The organism is Apibacter sp. HY039 (assembly GCF_004023655.1).
GTDB lineage: Bacteria > Bacteroidota > Bacteroidia > Flavobacteriales > Weeksellaceae > Apibacter > Apibacter raozihei.
Map to the genome: position 1 here is coordinate 322,786 of NZ_SAYM01000003.1, position 17,511 is coordinate 340,296.

Here is a 17,511-nt window from a genome sequence, read left to right on the forward strand (position 1 = left end):
GTTTGGAAAATGAAAATATATTAAAAGCCGGAAAAGAAACTATTTTGTTTGAAATTACAGAACTGAAATCTTTATATAACCGATTAGGTAGTGATTTTATAAGTGCTGTAAAATGCATTCTGAATTCTAAAGGAAAATTAGTTCTTTGCGGGGTAGGTAAAAGCGCTCATATTGCTAACAAACTCGTAGCTACATTTAATTCTACCGGAACTCCTTCGCAATTTTTACATGCCGCAGAAGCTAAGCACGGAGATCTGGGATTAATTACAAATGATGATGTTGTTATCTGTATTTCTAACAGTGGAACTTCTTCTGAAATTGTTGAGGTAGTCCCTTTTCTTAAAGATTATTCGTCCAAGTTAATAGCTATGACTGCTAACAAAAATAGTATCTTAGCAGAATATGCCGATATATTTCTTGATACTCATATAGAAAAAGAAGCAGATCCTAATAATTTAGCCCCTACCACATCTACAACGGTACAACTTGCTTTGGGAGATGCTATAGCTCTTGCCTTATTACAAGCCCGTGATTTTACATCTTCTGATTTTGCTAAATTTCATCCGGGGGGAGCATTAGGTAAAAAATTACTTTTGAAAGTAGAACAAGTGATTAAACAGGATCGAAAACCGGAAGTAAATTTATCAGCCCATTTAAAAGAAATTATTAACTCTCTGACTTACTCTTCATATGGAATAACCGTCGTTATAGAAAATGATGTTGTTAAAGGGGTCATAACTGATGGAGATTTGAGAAGAACTTTGTCCAAAGATATTGATTATAATGAATTAACTGCTAAGGATATTATGTCATTGAATCCTAAAACCATCCAGAAAGACGAACTGGCTAGTAAAGCTTTCGAAGAGCTGCGTGAAAATCAGATTGGTCAGTTGGTTGTATTAGAAGGGGATAAATATATTGGTATTATAGATTTACATACTTTGTTAGACGAAGGGTTTAAATAATAAAAAAATTATAACTTCGTAAACTTTTATAAAGTAACAGATGAGTAAAAAGAAAAAAATCAATACTGGCGAAATGCCATTTCTAGCCCATGTAGGGGTTTTAAGAAAGCATATACTTCGCTGTTTGGTTGCTGTTTGTGCAGGAGCTGCTTTAGTAGGATATAAAATGCATTTTGTCATGGATCATATAATTTTTGGTCCTGTTCAAAATGATTTTATAACATTCAGAATAATGAACACGGTGAGTGGTTTGTTTGGATCTAAAGAAGTTTTTAGCATGCCAGCTCATTTTCCGATTTTAGTAAGAAGAATATTTGAACAGTTAAATACAGCTTTTTATGTGGCTGTTGTCGGAGGTTTTATCTTGGTTTTTCCATATGTGATTTATGAAATGTGGAAATTCATAGCTCCTGGTTTAAAACCTAATGAAAGGAAAAATTCCTTGACATTTTTTTTATCAACTTATTTTTTATTTCTTTTCGGATGTTGTTTTGGATATTTTCTCATTACTCCTCTAACTATGCATTTCGGGTATTTTTTCAATATTTCGGACACTATCAATATACAGATAGACCTTTCCAATTACATTAGTATTTTGTTACAAACCGTTTTGGGTATGGGATTGGTATTTCTTTTACCTGTAATTGTATATGCTTTAACTGCTGTAGGTATACTGACTCCAAAATTTTTAAAAACCTACAGAAGACATGCTGTAATTGTTATTTTGATTTTAGCAGGTTTTATTACTCCCGGCGATATACCTTCCATGCTGGTTGCTTCTATTCCTCTATATATGTTGTACGAAGCCAGTATTTTAGTTTCAGCCGTAGTATATAAACGAAATTTATCAGATAATAAAGAAGTTTTAAAATCTTAATGGTTTAAATTTTAACTAAACTTTTTTAATACTTTTTTAACTTCAAGTAGATAGTTTCCATTAAAAAGTATAGCATGTACCATTAGGGGATACAATTGGGTTAAAGGTAACCTTTGCTTCCAATTTTTTTCAAGTGAATACTCTTCTGAGTATGCTTCATAAAAACAAGAAGGAAAGCCCCCAAATAGAAGAGTCATACCTAAATCCATTTCTCTATGTCCATAATATACTGCCGGATCTATTAAAACAATTTTGTTATTGCTTGAGACCAAATAATTTCCACTCCATAAATCCCCATGCAGTAAGGCGGGTTTTTCCTCCGGAAAAATTTCATTCAATTTTTTACATACATTTTGTCCTTGTTTTAATTCCTGAGCGCCAATTTTTTTTTGATTAAATAGTATATGAGCTAATTTTAATATTCTACATTCTGAATAAAACTCTTCCCATGTATGAGAAGGTGTATTTATTTGCTTAATACTTCCAATATAATTATCCTCTTTAAAACCGAAACAGGGCTGAACTATTTGGTGCATTTTAGCAAGGGAAACACCAAAATCCTCCCATGAAGGTGTTTTGCTTCTATTATCTGCAATCCATTCTAATACAAGATATTGAATATTATTGGATTCTCCTGTAGCTATTACTTTTGGTACGGAAACGAATCCGGAATCTGACAAGTATAATAATCCGTTAGCTTCTTTTCTAAACATTTGAGGATAGGGTTTTGCCCTATTTAACTTTAGAAAAAAGTTTCCATTTTCTGTTTCAACCCAAAAAGAATTGTTAATATCTCCTCCTGAAAGAGACTTATATCTGATTATTTTGAAGGGCAATTCAGAAAATATAAGATTTAAATCCATTTTTTACTTTAATGTCAGTAATACAAAAATACTATTTATTAAAAAACAGTACTTTTTTACCCTTCAGTTTTTTCCTTTTTAATTACGTTACCATTATGATAATAAATAACCTCAAAAATATTATTTGCAAAAGGTTTATAAGTAACGCTATCGGCTTTTTGACCAGGTACATCTATTTTCTCATTGGGTAAAAATATTATTGTTCGTGAGATATAATCATCATTTTTATATAATAATCTTTCGACCAATATAGACTTATCATTGTCCGAACTATATTTTTTATGCCACCCCTCTTTCTTTTTATTTACAAATCCTCCCTCCCATTCAAGTTTATTCGTATCATTGTAAAATTTAATATAACCGTTTCCATTATTACCTAAATCCACTTTGTATAGTTCTTTACCCTGTTCAGTGTATACAATATAGGTATTAATAAAATTATTCCATCCATCCTTTTCATACTCAATGTGTAGCTTTCCTGAAGGATAAAATATTTGTTGCTTTCCTTTTTCCTCATCCTGTTCATATTTATGAATCTCGGCAGGTTTGTCTGTATTTATATTATAGTAAATGAGATTTCCTTGTAAATAACCCAGTTTATTATAATTTGATTTTCTAATTAGCTTCCATTGTCCGGATTCTGACTGTTTCTGAAATGCTAACCATTCACCTAGTTTACGACCTTTATCTAATTCTCCTTGAGAATATAATTGCTTTTCTGCTTCGAATATTTTAAAATATCCTTGCAATAAAAATTTTTTATTATAAAAAACAGTATCTGTTTCTTTTATATATAAAGAATCAATCGGTTTATTAAAAGTAGAGTCTTCATATTTTATCATAATACTGTGTACTATTTTGGCAGATTTATCTTCTGTATTTTTAGTACAGCTTTGCCATACTACAAATAAAACAAAATATAATAATTTTTTTTTCATTAAAATACTCTTAAAAATTTAATGTCTTTTTTATTTATTAATCTACTATTTTGAGTATCATTGCATTTTTCTGTACCAAAATCACTACTGCCTCTTCCTGCTCCTCTGGAACAAAAACTTACTTTATCTTTAAAAATCAAACCTTCTTCCATTACCTGACTTACTATCTCTACATGCAATCCACTGTAAAAAGATACAATATCACCTCTTTGTACTTCGCTCTTTTTAATTTGTTTAAATATGCCTTCCTCATTCCAGATTTGTTTTGCTGAATAATATTTTGATGAAGAAGTTAAACTATTTTTGCCTGCCATATACAAGGCTTCACCGACAAACAAATTACATGTCCACTTTGCTGAATCTCCATAGAACACTACATAGTATCTTTGATCCCATTTGTCATAAGCTTTTTTCAGACTTTCATAATCAGAATCCTTGACATATTTATTTTTATCCATGCCAGCTAAATACATAAGATAAAATTTTTGTGCATTCACAAACCATTCAGGCTCTGTCCATTTTTGAGAAAAACCTTTAGAGTTAATTGGAAATTTTGGAGGTCTTCTTTTAGCTCCGGCAAGATTAGGGTTTTTAGTGAAAAAAAACCTTTTTCATTATAAAACTCTTCATAACTTTTCATTAATATTGAATCAGCAGCCAATTGCTGTGCTTTTAATGCTATTAATTCTGACATAAACTAAATTTTATACTTAAATATCAAATATAATATTTATTTATATATTATTATAAATATTTAAAGCCTTATTATTTCTGCATAAGTAAAATTAATATTTATTTTTCATAAAAGACATTTTTGTCCTCTATTATTTTTTATTATATTTGCAATGAAAAAAAATTATTTATGTTTTCAAAAAGTTGTGAATATGCCATCCGGGCAACTCTATTAATAGCCAATCATTCCTGTAAAAATCAAAAATCAGGGATTAAGGAAATTGCAGAAGAAATAAATTCTCCTGTCGCATTTACAGCTAAAATATTACAAATACTTACTAAAAATAAAATCATTAAATCATTTAAAGGCCCTACCGGAGGTTTTTATATTGAAGAAATATCTCTTGAAAAAATAAAACTTTCCGATATAGTTACGGCTATTGACGGTGATTCGGTATTCAGGGGATGTGCACTAGGACTTCCGCAATGTTCCGAATTAACTCCTTGCCCTGTCCATGACCGCTTTAAACATATCCGTGAGGAGCTTAAACAAATGCTTACTAAAACATCTTTACAGGATTTGATGCTGGGAATAGACCACGGACTTACTTTTTTGAAAATTGATACCCATTAAATATAACAATTATGAATGCAATCTTTAATAAAACCATTGGTGAAATTGTAGCTGAAGACTTTAGAACTGCTGCTGTTTTTTCTAAATATAAAATTGATTTTTGCTGTAGAGGCGATAAAACTGTTGAGCATGTTTGTGAAAAAAAATCTATTAATTCTGATGAACTGGTTAAAGAACTTGAAGAATCAATAACTTCTAAAAACGAGTCTGTAGATTTTAATTCTTGGCCTTTAGATTTATTAGCAGATTATATAGTTAAAACTCATCACGAATACATCAGGGAAAAGGTTCCACCATTAACACAATTTTTAACCAAAGTCTATAAAGTACATGGAGAAAGAAATCCTGAACTAAAAGAAATACTTGAACTTTTTTTACAATCTTCCGAAGATTTGCTTACACATTTAAAGAAAGAAGAAATGATACTATTTCCTTTTATACGCAAAATGGTTGAAGCAAAATCTAGTAATCAACCGATGCAACCGGGGCATTTTGGAAGCATTGAAAACCCAATAGCCATGATGATGGATGATCATTCAGTTGAAGGAGACAGGTTCAGAAAAATTTCGGAATTATCTCATGGATATACTCCTCCTGAAGGAGCTTGTAATACTTACAAAGTTTCCTTTTCAATGCTAGATGAATTTGAACAAAATTTACACAAGCACATTCATTTAGAAAATAATATCTTATTTCCTAAATCTATAAAAATGGAGGCGTCTTTTAATTAGTAAAAAACCAATGAAAAAAAGCTGGGTCATAATTAGTCTTTTTTATTTTTTTCTTGCTGCATTAGCCGGATTAATTTTAAGATTTTCCCAGCTTTATAATCTTCAAATTCCCTACAATAATTTCTTACATACTCATTCTCATATAGCATTATTAGGATGGTTGTTTTTAATGTATTATACCATAATTTATGATCAATACATACCTGATAATCAAAAAACAAAGCGTAGTTATAACATACTTTTTCAATTAACCCAGCTAAGTGTTTTAGGTATGCTGGTCAGCTTTCCCTTTCAAGGATATGCTTTTTTTTCAATTTTATTCTCTACCTTATACATTGTATGCGCATATGTATTTTGCTATGTCACCTGGCGTTATCTTTGTTGGAATAAACCAGATCAGCTTTTTTTAAAAACATCCTTATTTTTTCTGCTGCTTTCAACATTGGGTATCTGGACACTAGGGATGACAATGGCTAAGCTTGGAAAAGACTCTGTTTTTTACTCTATATCCGTACAGTTTTTTTTACATTTTCAAATAAACGGCTGGTTTTTATTTGGCTTACTGTCTTTTATTATTAATGTATACCATAAATACACTAAAGAGTTTCCAAAAAAAATAAATTGGTTTTATATATCAAGTTTGCTTGCTACATTATTGGGTTTTGCACTCCCTCTAATGAAGGATTTAAAATTAGATATTCTTTATTGGTTGCAAAATACGGGAAATATATTTCAATTGTTTTCTCTTATATATTTTATTAGGTATATTCATCCAACATTAAAAAAAGCATTTAAATTGAAAAGCCAGTATATTTATTATATTTATATAGTTTTTTTAATTGCCTATACATTTAAATCAATCATACAATTACTTTTAATACTTCCAGAATTAACAGAATATTCAATCTTAATCAGAAATCTGTATATTGGATTTATACATCTAGTTGTGTTAGGTATGTACTCTACATTCTTATTTATTTATATTGGATTTTTTTCCTCATTTAAAATCAATACCCAAATTTTTTATTTAGGGGCTATAGTTTTTACCGTAGGATTTTTAAGTACAGAATTTTTACTTTTTTTACAAGGGATATCTTTATTTTTACCATGGAAGGTATCTTTAATATATTTTCAAATGATTCCCTGGTTTTCTCTATTTCTTCTTTTTGGAATCTCAGGCATTATAATTAGCATAATGTTTACATCCAGAAAAAGAATATGATCTAAAATAATAAAACTATACTAAACTAATAAATATCAGTTTTGCAAATAACTAAATTATAAGTAAATTTAATTTAAAATTTTTTAATAAAAATCAGTTAAACATGAAAAAAATAACAAAAATATTAAGCTTACTAGCTTTAGGACTTTCAATGACTATTATATCTTGTAATAAAAATAGTGAAAATTCAGGAAAATCGGATCCTCTAGCAATTGCAGCCAATACAACAGCTGAAGACATACAAAAATCTAAGGAAGAAAGGCGTGCAAATTTACCTGAAAACGTACTGGAAATTGAAGGTGCTGATAATATGCAATACGATATTACAGAGTTAAAAGCAAAGGCTGGAAAACCAATTACTTTAAAACTTACTCATGTAGGAAAAGCCAGCAAAGCTGACATGGGCCACAATCTAGTAATTTTGAAATCAGGAACCGATATAGATGCTTTTGGACGTGAAGCTTTAAAATTTGCTTCCAATGATTATATTCCTACAGATACTTCAAAAATAATTGCACATACAAAATTATTAGGGGGTGGTCAATCAGATACAATTACTTTTACAATAAATGAGAAGGGAACGTATGATTTTCTATGTACTTTTCCAGGACATCATGTACTGATGAGAGGTAAATTAATTGTAGATTAAAATATATATATTTACTAACAAGCAGACTATTAATTGTCTGTTTGTTAGTTCAGTAATAATAAAATTAATAGTTATACTTATCTTTCCATAAGCTTTTTAAATATTCTTTTATTTTACTTTCTTTAGAGTTAATTCCCGGAATATAAAAAGTTTCATTAGATGCTTCTTCAGGAAGAAAGTCCTGATATACAAAATTACCAGGGTAGTTATGCGAATATTTATAATCTACACCGTAATTTAAATCTTTCATCAGTTTAGTAGGTGCATTTCTAAGATGTAAAGGTACTGGAAGATTACCTGTTTTTCTAACAAAAGAAATTGCAGAATCAATTGATAAATAAGATGCATTGGATTTTGGAGAGGTTGCAAGATAAATCGCACATTGACTCAATAATATTCTGGATTCAGGATTCCCAATGACATTGACTGCTTGAAATGTATTATTTGCAAGAATCAATGCTGTAGGATTGGCCATTCCAATATCTTCAGAGGCTGAAATTACCATTCTACGGGCTATAAACTTTATATCTTCTCCTCCTTCTAACATACGAGCCAGCCAATATACCGCTGCGTTAGGATCAGATCCCCGTATAGATTTAATAAAAGCTGAAATTATATCATAATGCTGTTCTCCATCTTTGTCATATAGGGCCATATTTTCCTGTATAACCTTCTTCACTTCATCATTTGTAATATCAATGGATTCATTATCCTTAAATTGCTGAACAACTAAATCTAGACCGTTTAACAATTTTCTTGCATCTCCTCCTGAAAATTGCATGAGAGCTTCTTCTTCTTCCAGATTTATTTTTTTCTTAGACAAAAAAACATCTTCGGTTACAGCTCGGTGGAGTAAATTAGACAATGCTTTTTTATCTAAAGAATAAAGGGTATATACCTGACAACGGGATAATAATGCGGATACTACTTCAAAACTAGGATTTTCTGTGGTTGCACCAATTAATACAATCCAACCTTTTTCTACAGCTTGTAAAAGACTGTCTTGTTGTGATTTATTAAATCTATGTATTTCATCTATGAATAAAATGGGACTTTTGCCGCTAAAAAGATTTTGTTTCTTAGCTTGTTCAATAACCTCTCTAACCTCTTTCACTCCTGAACTTACTGCACTCAGAGTATAGTATTCTCTTTTCGATTCGGATGCAACTATTTCAGCTAAAGTAGTCTTACCCGTACCCGGAGGTCCCCAAAGAATCATAGATGCAATATTACCACTATCTACCATTCTTCTGATAGGAGCTCCTTCACCAATTAAATGTTCCTGATATTGGTATTCATCTAAAGTTTTAGGGCGCATCCTTTCGGCTAATGGGGGTTGATTCATATTATAAGTAGAATTAAATGAATAAATAAATGTACAACCAATTCATATTGTATCAAAAATAATTTATTATATATTTTTTAATACTTTGATAATAAAATCGTTATTAACAATTTTATTATCAAAGTATATTATTATAACTCTATTAAAATTATTAATTGGATTTTAAACAATGGAAATACTTAATTTAAGTTAGTTTTGATAAATAACTTTTCCATTTTTTTTAAGCAAATATTTACCATTTACATTATCAACTTCCCAAACTCCGTTTTTCCAGCTTTTGTCATTTTGCTTAATTAAAACGACAGATCCGGGAACTGAAGCCTCAAACACTTCAACCTTATCTTTAACCTTTAAAACATAAGCAGCTGAAGTTGAAACACTTACAGGAGATAATTGAACTCCATCTTCAAATGTACGGATACAATCATTTTTTAACTGAGACCACTGGTAACCTGCGGAACCTTTACATCCGTGTTTATCGCTGTCATTACCAACCAAAGTCTGATTGGCGGGACGTGAACATGAGCATAAAATACATAAAACTCCTATTAAAATTCCTAATTTTTTCATAAATTTATATTTAAATTTTATTTTCAAAAAAAGGACTTTATTTTATACTTAATATTGAATCCAGATATTCACGATCATTAGCAAGTCTGGGAACTTTGTTCTGACCTCCCAGTTTACCTCTTAGCTTCATCCAGTCATAAAAAAGATTTTTACGTACAGAATGTACTATCGGAAGATTAAGTGTCATATTATTATATCTTTTAGCTTCATAATCTGAATTAAGTCTTTGTAACTCTTTATCCAGTATTTGAGTAAAATGATCTAATGAATCCGGTTCTTTTGTAAATTCAATTACCCATTCATGCGCACCCTTTTCTTTTCCATTCATAAAAACAGGCCCTGCCGTATATTCGGATATAATTGCTTTTGTCTTTTCTTCAGCTATTTTAAGAGCTTTTTCGGCATTTTCAACCATTAGTTCTTCACCAAAAGCATTAATATAAAATTTAGTTCTGCCTGTTACTTTTATTCTATAAGGTATCTGAGAAACAAATTTAACCGTATCTCCAATTATATAACGCCATAAACCACCATTTGTACTTATAATCATTGCATAATTAGTATTTAACTGAACTTCTTCTAAAGATACTATCGTCGGATTCTCATTATAAAATTCATCCATAGGTATGAACTCATAAAATATGCCATAATCTAACATGAGAAGCATATCCTTAGATTGATTAGTATCCTGCATAGCAAAATATCCTTCTGAAGCATTATAAATTTCATAATAATTTATAGGTCTTGAAAATATAGAGCTATATTGTTCCGCATAGGGAGTAAAGCTTATTCCCCCATGGAAAAAGCACTCAATATTAGGCCAGACTTCATCTATATATTTTTTTCCAGTGGTGTCTAATACTTTTCTCAACAAGACCATCATCCAAGAAGGAACTCCGGTGAAACTACCTACATCCTGAGATAAAACCTGCTCAACTATTGCCGGCATTTTAATTTCCCAATCTTTTAACAAGGAAACTTCTTTATCGGGTGTACTTTTCCATTCAGCCCAAAAGGGTAAGTTATCAATAAGTACAGCAGAAAGATCGCCATATTTGGAATCAAAACCATCATAATTTTCGCGTGTACCTCCTAACCTTAAATTTTTACATTCAAATATTTTTGTATCAGGATTGTTAAAAGCGTACATTGAAAATAAATCTTTTCCTGCTTTATAATGACATTCTTCTAAACTATCGTTAGTAATCGGAATAAATTTACTTTGAGCATTAGTAGTACCGGATGATTTTGCATACCATTGAATAGAGCCAGGCCATATAATATCTTTTTCTCCTTTTCTTGCACGAGTTATGTAAGATTCAAACTCTTCGTAAGAAACCAGAGGTACTTGTTTTCTAAAATCTTGATAGGAAGAAATGTCTTTAAAATTATATTTCTTTCCATATTCAGTATCTTTAGCTTTATATATTAGTGTTGATAATATTGCATTTTGAGTATCAATAGGATTGTTAATAAATACTTCCATTTGTTTAACTCTTTTTTTAACATACCATTGTATAAAAGTATTTACGATACCTGACACCATAATTTAAAAGTTTTTTGAATGTTAAAATTACGTATAATCATTTATTAATGCAAAAACATTATTAATAATATAAGATTTGTTACTTACATTACGTTACTAGTTAAATAATATTTATACTTTTGCCTCGCGTAAAAGCATAGCTAACTGATGTATGTATAATTATAGAAAGAAAAAATGAACTTTTCACAGTTAATATTAGATAATAAAAAACTAGATACTAAAACAGCCTTAAATTTTAAGGAAGATAACGAATGGAAAAGTTATTCGTGGAAAGAATTTCACGATTTGATTATGCAAACGGCCCATTCTCTGAAAAAACTGGGTGTACAACCTAATGATAATGTAGCTATTTATGCTGACAATATTCCCCAGTGGATGATCATGAATTTTGCAATATTATCTACAGGCGCCGTTACAGTCCCAATTTACGGTACTTTGACTGCAGATCAGGCTAAATATATCATAGAGGAAGCTGATATTAAAATAGTATTAGCAGGTAATCAGAAACAATACGATAATTTACTAGAAGTATACTCGAAAAGTACTTCTATTGAGCATATTATTGCTGCAAAAAACACTATTGAAATTAAGAGTAAATTTTCTTCTCATTTCCACAAACTAATACAAAATGAATCTGCTCATTTTGATGTTTATGAAAAAGATGACGATGAAATAGCTTCTATCATATACACTTCCGGAACTACCGGAGAACCTAAGGGAGTAATGCTTTCTCATGGAGGTTTTATAAATGTATGTGAAGCTCATATCAAATTTTTTAATATTTATCCTTCTCACGAAAATTCTCTTGTCTTTCTACCTCTAAGCCATGTTTTTGAAAATTGCTGGAGCTCGTTTGTACTTTCGTGTGGTGGAGAGTTGAGTTTTTGTGAATATCCTAAAGAAATTGCCCAGTATTTGCTAGAAGTGAAGCCGACAACTATGTGCTCAGTGCCTAGGTTATTTCAGAAAATATATAATTCTATTAATGAAAAAATCGAAAACAGTTCAAAGGCTGCACAGAAGTTTTTCAAATGGTCTATATCTGTAGGTGCTAAAGTATCAGAGCTTAAAAGAAAAGAAGAAAAAATTCCGTTATCTTTAGCATTAAAATATAACTTAGCCAATAAACTTGCTTTCAAAAAAGTAAAAGAACAACTAGGCGGACGTTTATGGTTTATTCCTGTGGGAGGTGCTTCGATAACTTCCGATATAACACGCTTTTTCGATGCTATTGGTATTCATTTAACCATTGGTTATGGATTAACTGAAACGATGGCTACTGTTACGGCGTTTCCTTTTACTCATTATGAGCATGGAACTGCAGGTAAACCAGTTACGGGAGTACAAGTGGCTATTGGTGATGAGGATGAAGTTCTTATTAAGGGATATGGAGTTTTTAAAGGATATTATAAAAAAGAAGAAGAAACCCAAAAGGTTTTCACAAAAGATGGATGGTTTAAAACTGGGGATGCTGGTAAGTTTGATGAGAAAGGAAATTTAATTATTGTGGATCGTATTAAGGATTTACTTAAAACTTCTAATGGAAAATATGTTTCTCCACAACCTATTGAAAACATGCTAACTAATGATAACTATATACAGCAAGCTGTAATTATTGGTGATAACCAGCCTTACGTTACTGCACTGATTGTACCTAATTTTGAAGCTCTTAAAAAGTTTGCTAAAAATTTAAATATTAAATTTAATTCTACTGATGAACTTGTTTCGATAAAAGGTATTAAAGATTTTTATAATGAACGTATTAATCAATTGCAAGCGCATTTAGCAGGTTTTGAACAAATAAAAAAATTTCAATTACTTCCTTCAGATTTTGATATGAATTCCGGGGAAATTACTCCTACATTAAAAGTCCGACGCAAAATTGTTTTAGAAAAATTTAAATCATTAATTGAAGATATGTACAAAAAATAATTCGAGAGATAATTTTTTGAAAGTAAAAGCAGTATTAAATTAATACTGCTTTTTTTAATTAACTGTTAATTAAAATTATATAAAAATCTTATTTATCCAGTGATTTTTTTACTTGTGGAGCTATTTTTGTTCCATATAGTTCGATAGCATGCATAATGTCTTTATGCTCCGGAGCTCCCACATCCATATGAGCTGCAAACCTTGTTAATCCGAATAATTCTTGCTGATATAATATTTTATCTATTGTTTGATTTACATCTCCAACAAAAATAGCTCCATTAGCACTTCTTCCAGCATTAAACTGACTTTTGCTATATTTCTGCCAGCCTCTTGAGCTTCCAATTCTATCCATTTGAGCCGAATAATATGGATAGTATTTATCTGCTATTTCTTCGCTGTTATCTCCAAATAAAGCATGTGAATGAATACCTACCTGGTAGTTATCCATACTATGACCATTGTTAATATATTCTTGTTTATATAAATCAAACAAGGGTTTAAAATTTGCAGGATTACCTCCAATAATTGCTATCATCAAAGGTAAGCCCAGTTTAGCAGCTCTGATAACAGATCCCGGAGTTCCTCCGGCTGCCAGCCATATATTTAATTGATCATTTTTTGCTCTGGGTAATACTTGCTGATTATTCAATGAGGCTCTAAATTTACCTTTCCAGGTTATATTATTTTGTTCATTTATTTCTAAAAGCAAATTTAATTTCTCTTCAAATAACTCGTTATAATCATCAAGATTGAACCCGAATAAAGGAAATGACTCAATAAAACTTCCTCGCCCTGCCATAATCTCTGCTCTCCCATCGGATATCAGATCTAAGGTGGCAAAATTTTGGTAAACTTTTACTGGATCTGCTGAACTTAAAACTGTAACAGCACTTCCTAGTTTTATATTTTTTGTCATTGTTGCAGCTGCAGCAAGAATAATTTCAGGACTTGAAACTGCATAGTCAGCTCTGTGATGCTCTCCTATACCAAAATAATCCAGACCTACTTCATCCATTAACCTGATTTCTTCTAATAATTCATTTATTCGTTGCTGTGCCGGCTGAATTTTCCGTGTATGTGGATCTATTCTTATATCTCCAAACATGCTTATTCCTAGCTCCATATTTATATCGTCATTAATTGTTTTAGTAAATTTACGACGATTTAGCTTTAAAAATTATTAACCTAGGATAAGAATTTATAGGAGCTGCAAATAAAAAAACCTTTTTAGGTTTAATCTAAAAAGGTTTGTAATTTATGATAAATTTATTATAATTAATTTGAAAGCCATTGCTTAGATTTTTGCAAGGCATTATCCAGTCCTGACGTATTACTACCTCCAGCAGTAGCATAAGAAGGTTGTCCTCCTCCCCCTCCGTTAATTTCACGGGCAAGTTCTTTAACTATTTTTCCAGCATGTAATCCTTTATCAACCAAATCATCAGATATGCCTACTGAAATTGTTGGTTTATCATCTGTTTTTGTACCAATGATAATAAATAAATTTTCTTTTTCATTTTTTAATTGGAACACTAAGTCTTTGATTGCTGCATTGTTTAAATCTGTAATTAAACCTAAGTAATTTATTCCATTTATTTCAACTATTGAGTTTAACCAATTAGATTTTTCATTTAATGCTTTTTCTTTTAATAATATCTCTGCCTGCTTTCTTAGTTGTTCGTTTTCGTTTATTAATTTCTCTACTGATTTAACCGGATCATCTGTATTTTTTAATAAAGCACGCAGTTCATAAAATTGAGTTGTCTGCTCTTTAAGGAAATTTATCCCAACTTCTCCAGTTATAGCTTCTATTCTTCTTACTCCTGCAGAACTTGAAGATTCACTCATAATTTTAAAGAAAATAATATCCTGAGTATTTTTAACATGAGTACCCCCGCAAAGTTCTACGGATTCTCCAAATTTGATAACTCTGACAACATCTCCGTATTTTTCACCAAATAATGCCATTGCTCCCATTTCTAAAGCTTTTTTAAAAGGTACTGAACGATTTTCATCCAAATCCAGTCTTTCATAGATTTTCATGTTCACCTTTTTTTCAACTTCAAAAATTTCTTCATTTGTCAGTTTACTAAAATGAGAAAAATCAAACCGTAGATATTCAGGTCCAACATACGAACCTTTTTGTTCAACATGAGTACCCAGCACTTCTCGTAAGGCTTCATGCAATAAATGGGTTGCTGAGTGGTTTTTTGTTATAGCTTCTCTCCTTTTTTTATCAACTACTGCATTAAAAGGAAATTCAGGGTATTTGGGTAGTTCTTTTACAATATGAACTATTAGATTATTTTCTTTTCGGGTATTGATTATTTCAATCTTTTCATTTGGGTTTTCTATATATCCTATATCTCCTACCTGTCCACCACTTTCAGCATAAAAAGGAGTTACCTGAAAAACCAGCTGATAAAACTCACCGTCTTTATTTTCAACTTTTCTAAATCGTGTAATTTTAACATGTGTTTCCAAAAAATCATACCCTACAAATTCTTCTTCAGAATCATCTTCTAATATTTCCCAGTCATAATTTTTAAATGTACTTGCAGATTTAGATCTTTCTTTTTGCTTAATCATATGCTCTTCAAAACCTAGTTCATCTACTGATAAACCTTTTTCCTCTGCAATAATTCTTGACAAATCAGAAGGAAATCCATAAGTATCATATAATTCAAAAACTACATCGCCGGGTATAACTTTTAAATCAGGGTTCGAATCAATGAAAGATCCTAATCTTACCAATCCTTGTTCTATAGTTCTTAAAAAGCCTGTTTCTTCTTCTTTTATAACTTCAGTAATCAATTCTTCCTGTTGGTCTATTTCGGGGAAAAATTTCCCCATCTGACTTTTAAGAACTGAAATTAATTCAAACAAAACTGGTTCTTTTTTATTAAGTAATCTATATGCATATCCTGTAGCTCTTCGCAAAATACGTCTGATTACATAACCTGCTCCTGAATTGGAAGGTAGTTGTCCATCTGCAATTGCAAATGCCACTGCCCTTACGTGATCTACAACTACTCTAAAAGCTATATCTGTAGCTGTATTATTTCCATATTTGTACCCTGTAAGTTCTTCTACACGCTTAATTAAAGGCGTAAATACATCTGTATCGTAGTTTGATGTTTTATTTTGCAATACCATACACAGTCTTTCAAACCCCATTCCCGTATCAACATTTTGCTTAGGTAATTTTTCTAAACTTCCGTCGGCTTTGCGTAGAAATTCCATGAATACAAGATTCCATACTTCAATGACCTGAGGGTGATCCTGATTAACCAATGTTTTTCCATCAATACTGGCTTTTTCATCGGTCGATCTTATGTCTACATGTATTTCAGAACATGGACCACAAGGTCCTGTATCACCCATTTCCCAAAAATTATCTTTTTTATTACCTAATAAGATACGATTTTCGTCTATGTGCTGCTTCCAGTAATTAAAGGCTTCCATATCACTTGTTAACCCTTCCTTAACATCTCCTTCAAAAATAGTTACATATAAACAATCCTTAGGTATTTTGTATACTTCGGTTAAAAGCTCCCAAGCCCAGTCAATTGCTTCTTTTTTGAAATAATCTCCAAAACTCCAGTTACCCAACATTTCAAACATGGTATGGTGGTAGGTATCTTTACCTACGTCATCCAAATCATTATGTTTTCCGGAAACCCGAAGACACTTTTGGGTATCAGCCACCCTGACACTTTTAGGTTCTTTATATCCAAGAAAAAAGTCTTTAAACTGGGTCATTCCTGAATTGGAAAACATAAGTGTGGGATCATCTTTTAAAACTATGGGTGCAGACGGAACTATCGTATGCTTTTTAGATTCAAAAAAATCAAGAAATGTTTGTCTGATTTGCTGTGAAGTCATATCTCTACTGAATTTTGGCTTACAAAAGTACTAAATTTAAGAGGATTGTTAGTATTACATCCGAATAAAATTATTGTATTTGCGTGTTTTGATTAAAAATAATAATTGATTGTAAATCCTCAAATGGATATTGAATCCACTCAACTTGCTTTTTTATTTTATTTTTTTTGTCAAAATATAACCAAGCGGTAAACTGAACTTTATCATATTTACTGTTATTGTAATAATAAGAATTGTAGTGCCCACTTACAACAACAATACTGTCATTTGCAAGCATTTGATTTATAGAAACTGTTTTAGAACCTTCATACTTTTTATCATTCCAAATAGAAAGACATTTATTTTTTATGTTTTCTTTATTTTTATATGAAGATTGTGAAACGGCATCGTTCCATATAGGATCTGAATCTGAATAAAAATCCAGAAATTGTTCTATATTCTTTCCTTCTGAAAATACTTTGTAATATTCTTCTGTTTTTTTTATATTTTTTCTTTGCTCAACCTGAATACAACTCATAAATATTAAAGGTATAAGCAAAATGATTAAAACTTTATTCATAGTCTACATTTTATAATAGTCAAAAATACAATTTTTCACATAAACCTCAATATATATAAAACACTGAATAACAATGAATTAACAATATAATGATATTAAAACGCTAAAAAAATTAACATATTG

17 protein-coding genes are annotated in these 17,511 nt (G+C 30.7%); 7 read left to right on the top strand and 10 right to left on the bottom strand.

What is annotated here, in order from left to right:
- The first annotated feature begins 2 nt into the window (after positions 1-2).
- A complete protein-coding gene (locus EQ921_RS08785; RefSeq protein WP_128331371.1) occupies positions 3-965 on the top strand; it encodes an SIS domain-containing protein in 963 nt (320 codons plus the stop codon).
- A gap of 40 nt (positions 966-1,005) precedes the next feature.
- Complete coding sequence (locus tag EQ921_RS08790) at positions 1,006-1,842, top strand: twin-arginine translocase subunit TatC (protein ID WP_128152596.1); 837 nt, start codon at positions 1,006-1,008, stop codon at positions 1,840-1,842.
- Between the two features lie 11 nt (positions 1,843-1,853).
- On the opposite strand, the gene EQ921_RS08795 is transcribed toward EQ921_RS08790, so the two are convergent.
- Genes EQ921_RS08795 through EQ921_RS08810 form a run of 4 tightly spaced genes read right to left on the bottom strand, consistent with a single transcriptional unit; the run spans position 1,854 to position 4,337 of the window.
- Positions 1,854-2,705 carry a fructosamine kinase family protein gene (locus tag EQ921_RS08795; protein WP_128331372.1) on the bottom strand — a complete coding sequence of 284 codons (852 nt, stop codon included), beginning with the start codon at positions 2,703-2,705 and terminating at the stop codon, positions 1,854-1,856.
- A 56-nt stretch (positions 2,706-2,761) separates the two neighbouring features.
- A complete protein-coding gene (locus EQ921_RS08800; protein ID WP_128331373.1) occupies positions 2,762-3,643 on the bottom strand; it encodes a hypothetical protein in 882 nt (293 codons plus the stop codon).
- Positions 3,643-4,116 carry a hypothetical protein gene (locus tag EQ921_RS08805; protein WP_128331374.1) on the bottom strand — a complete coding sequence of 158 codons (474 nt, stop codon included), beginning with the start codon at positions 4,114-4,116 and terminating at the stop codon, positions 3,643-3,645. The genes EQ921_RS08800 and EQ921_RS08805 overlap by 1 nt, the downstream gene beginning before the upstream one ends.
- A gap of 20 nt (positions 4,117-4,136) precedes the next feature.
- Positions 4,137-4,337, bottom strand: a complete 201-nt coding sequence (locus EQ921_RS08810) for a hypothetical protein (protein ID WP_128331375.1) — start codon at positions 4,335-4,337, stop codon at positions 4,137-4,139.
- Positions 4,338-4,505: 168 nt separating this feature from the next.
- Here EQ921_RS08810 and EQ921_RS08815 point away from each other — a divergent pair, with 168 nt between their 5' ends.
- From EQ921_RS08815 to EQ921_RS08830, 4 genes are all read left to right on the top strand, one after another.
- Positions 4,506-4,949: an Rrf2 family transcriptional regulator gene (locus tag EQ921_RS08815; RefSeq protein WP_128331376.1), complete on the top strand. Its 444-nt coding sequence runs from the start codon at positions 4,506-4,508 to the stop codon at positions 4,947-4,949.
- A 20-nt stretch (positions 4,950-4,969) separates the two neighbouring features.
- Positions 4,970-5,680, top strand: a complete 711-nt coding sequence (ric, locus tag EQ921_RS08820) for an iron-sulfur cluster repair di-iron protein (RefSeq protein ID WP_128153345.1) — start codon at positions 4,970-4,972, stop codon at positions 5,678-5,680.
- A 10-nt stretch (positions 5,681-5,690) separates the two neighbouring features.
- Positions 5,691-6,902 carry a hypothetical protein gene (locus EQ921_RS08825; protein ID WP_128331377.1) on the top strand — a complete coding sequence of 404 codons (1,212 nt, stop codon included), beginning with the start codon at positions 5,691-5,693 and terminating at the stop codon, positions 6,900-6,902.
- A 103-nt stretch (positions 6,903-7,005) separates the two neighbouring features.
- Entirely contained in the window at positions 7,006-7,551 is a 546-nt protein-coding gene (locus tag EQ921_RS08830) for a plastocyanin/azurin family copper-binding protein (RefSeq protein WP_128331378.1), read from the top strand.
- 64 nt (positions 7,552-7,615) lie between these two features.
- On the opposite strand, the gene EQ921_RS08835 is transcribed toward EQ921_RS08830, so the two are convergent.
- The 3 genes from EQ921_RS08835 to EQ921_RS08845 all read right to left on the bottom strand — a co-directional run bounded on the left by EQ921_RS08835 (position 7,616) and on the right by EQ921_RS08845 (position 11,015).
- Positions 7,616-8,896 carry a replication-associated recombination protein A gene (locus EQ921_RS08835; RefSeq protein ID WP_128152589.1) on the bottom strand — a complete coding sequence of 427 codons (1,281 nt, stop codon included), beginning with the start codon at positions 8,894-8,896 and terminating at the stop codon, positions 7,616-7,618.
- A 189-nt stretch (positions 8,897-9,085) separates the two neighbouring features.
- Entirely contained in the window at positions 9,086-9,466 is a 381-nt protein-coding gene (locus EQ921_RS08840; RefSeq protein WP_128331379.1) for a hypothetical protein, read from the bottom strand.
- Between the two features lie 37 nt (positions 9,467-9,503).
- Complete coding sequence (locus EQ921_RS08845; protein ID WP_370449519.1) at positions 9,504-11,015, bottom strand: GH3 auxin-responsive promoter family protein; 1,512 nt, start codon at positions 11,013-11,015, stop codon at positions 9,504-9,506.
- 171 nt (positions 11,016-11,186) lie between these two features.
- Here EQ921_RS08845 and EQ921_RS08850 point away from each other — a divergent pair, with 171 nt between their 5' ends.
- Positions 11,187-12,944: a long-chain fatty acid--CoA ligase gene (locus EQ921_RS08850; RefSeq protein WP_128331380.1), complete on the top strand. Its 1,758-nt coding sequence runs from the start codon at positions 11,187-11,189 to the stop codon at positions 12,942-12,944.
- 88 nt (positions 12,945-13,032) lie between these two features.
- Here the strand turns inward: EQ921_RS08850 and EQ921_RS08855 are convergent, their stop codons facing one another.
- The 3 genes from EQ921_RS08855 to EQ921_RS08865 form a co-directional block, all read right to left on the bottom strand.
- The gene (locus tag EQ921_RS08855) at positions 13,033-14,067 is read right to left on the bottom strand and encodes an LLM class flavin-dependent oxidoreductase (RefSeq protein WP_128331381.1); all 1,035 of its coding nucleotides are present in this window, start codon (positions 14,065-14,067) and stop codon (positions 13,033-13,035) included.
- 152 nt (positions 14,068-14,219) lie between these two features.
- Positions 14,220-16,829, bottom strand: a complete 2,610-nt coding sequence (gene alaS, locus EQ921_RS08860; protein WP_128331382.1) for an alanine--tRNA ligase — start codon at positions 16,827-16,829, stop codon at positions 14,220-14,222.
- A gap of 70 nt (positions 16,830-16,899) precedes the next feature.
- Complete coding sequence (locus EQ921_RS08865) at positions 16,900-17,388, bottom strand: hypothetical protein (RefSeq protein WP_128331383.1); 489 nt, start codon at positions 17,386-17,388, stop codon at positions 16,900-16,902.
- Between the last annotated feature and the right edge of the window lie 123 nt (positions 17,389-17,511).

Excerpts from the sequence above, each read along its gene's own strand:
- EQ921_RS08815 (WP_128331376.1), top strand. The coding sequence starts at position 4,506 with ATGTTTTCAAAAAGTTGTGAATATGCCATCCGGGCAACTCTATTAATA.
- EQ921_RS08865 (WP_128331383.1), bottom strand. The coding sequence starts at position 17,388 with ATGAATAAAGTTTTAATCATTTTGCTTATACCTTTAATATTTATGAGT.
- EQ921_RS08795 (WP_128331372.1), bottom strand. The coding sequence starts at position 2,705 with ATGGATTTAAATCTTATATTTTCTGAATTGCCCTTCAAAATAATCAGA.
- alaS (WP_128331382.1), bottom strand. The coding sequence starts at position 16,829 with ATGACTTCACAGCAAATCAGACAAACATTTCTTGATTTTTTTGAATCT.
- EQ921_RS08855 (WP_128331381.1), bottom strand. The coding sequence starts at position 14,067 with ATGGAGCTAGGAATAAGCATGTTTGGAGATATAAGAATAGATCCACAT.
- EQ921_RS08810 (WP_128331375.1), bottom strand. The coding sequence starts at position 4,337 with ATGTCAGAATTAATAGCATTAAAAGCACAGCAATTGGCTGCTGATTCA.
- EQ921_RS08840 (WP_128331379.1), bottom strand. The coding sequence starts at position 9,466 with ATGAAAAAATTAGGAATTTTAATAGGAGTTTTATGTATTTTATGCTCA.
- EQ921_RS08790 (WP_128152596.1), top strand. The coding sequence starts at position 1,006 with ATGAGTAAAAAGAAAAAAATCAATACTGGCGAAATGCCATTTCTAGCC.
- EQ921_RS08825 (WP_128331377.1), top strand. The coding sequence starts at position 5,691 with ATGAAAAAAAGCTGGGTCATAATTAGTCTTTTTTATTTTTTTCTTGCT.
- EQ921_RS08850 (WP_128331380.1), top strand. The coding sequence starts at position 11,187 with ATGAACTTTTCACAGTTAATATTAGATAATAAAAAACTAGATACTAAA.
- EQ921_RS08800 (WP_128331373.1), bottom strand. The coding sequence starts at position 3,643 with ATGAAAAAAAAATTATTATATTTTGTTTTATTTGTAGTATGGCAAAGC.
- EQ921_RS08835 (WP_128152589.1), bottom strand. The coding sequence starts at position 8,896 with ATGAATCAACCCCCATTAGCCGAAAGGATGCGCCCTAAAACTTTAGAT.
- EQ921_RS08830 (WP_128331378.1), top strand. The coding sequence starts at position 7,006 with ATGAAAAAAATAACAAAAATATTAAGCTTACTAGCTTTAGGACTTTCA.
- EQ921_RS08805 (WP_128331374.1), bottom strand. The coding sequence starts at position 4,116 with ATGTATTTAGCTGGCATGGATAAAAATAAATATGTCAAGGATTCTGAT.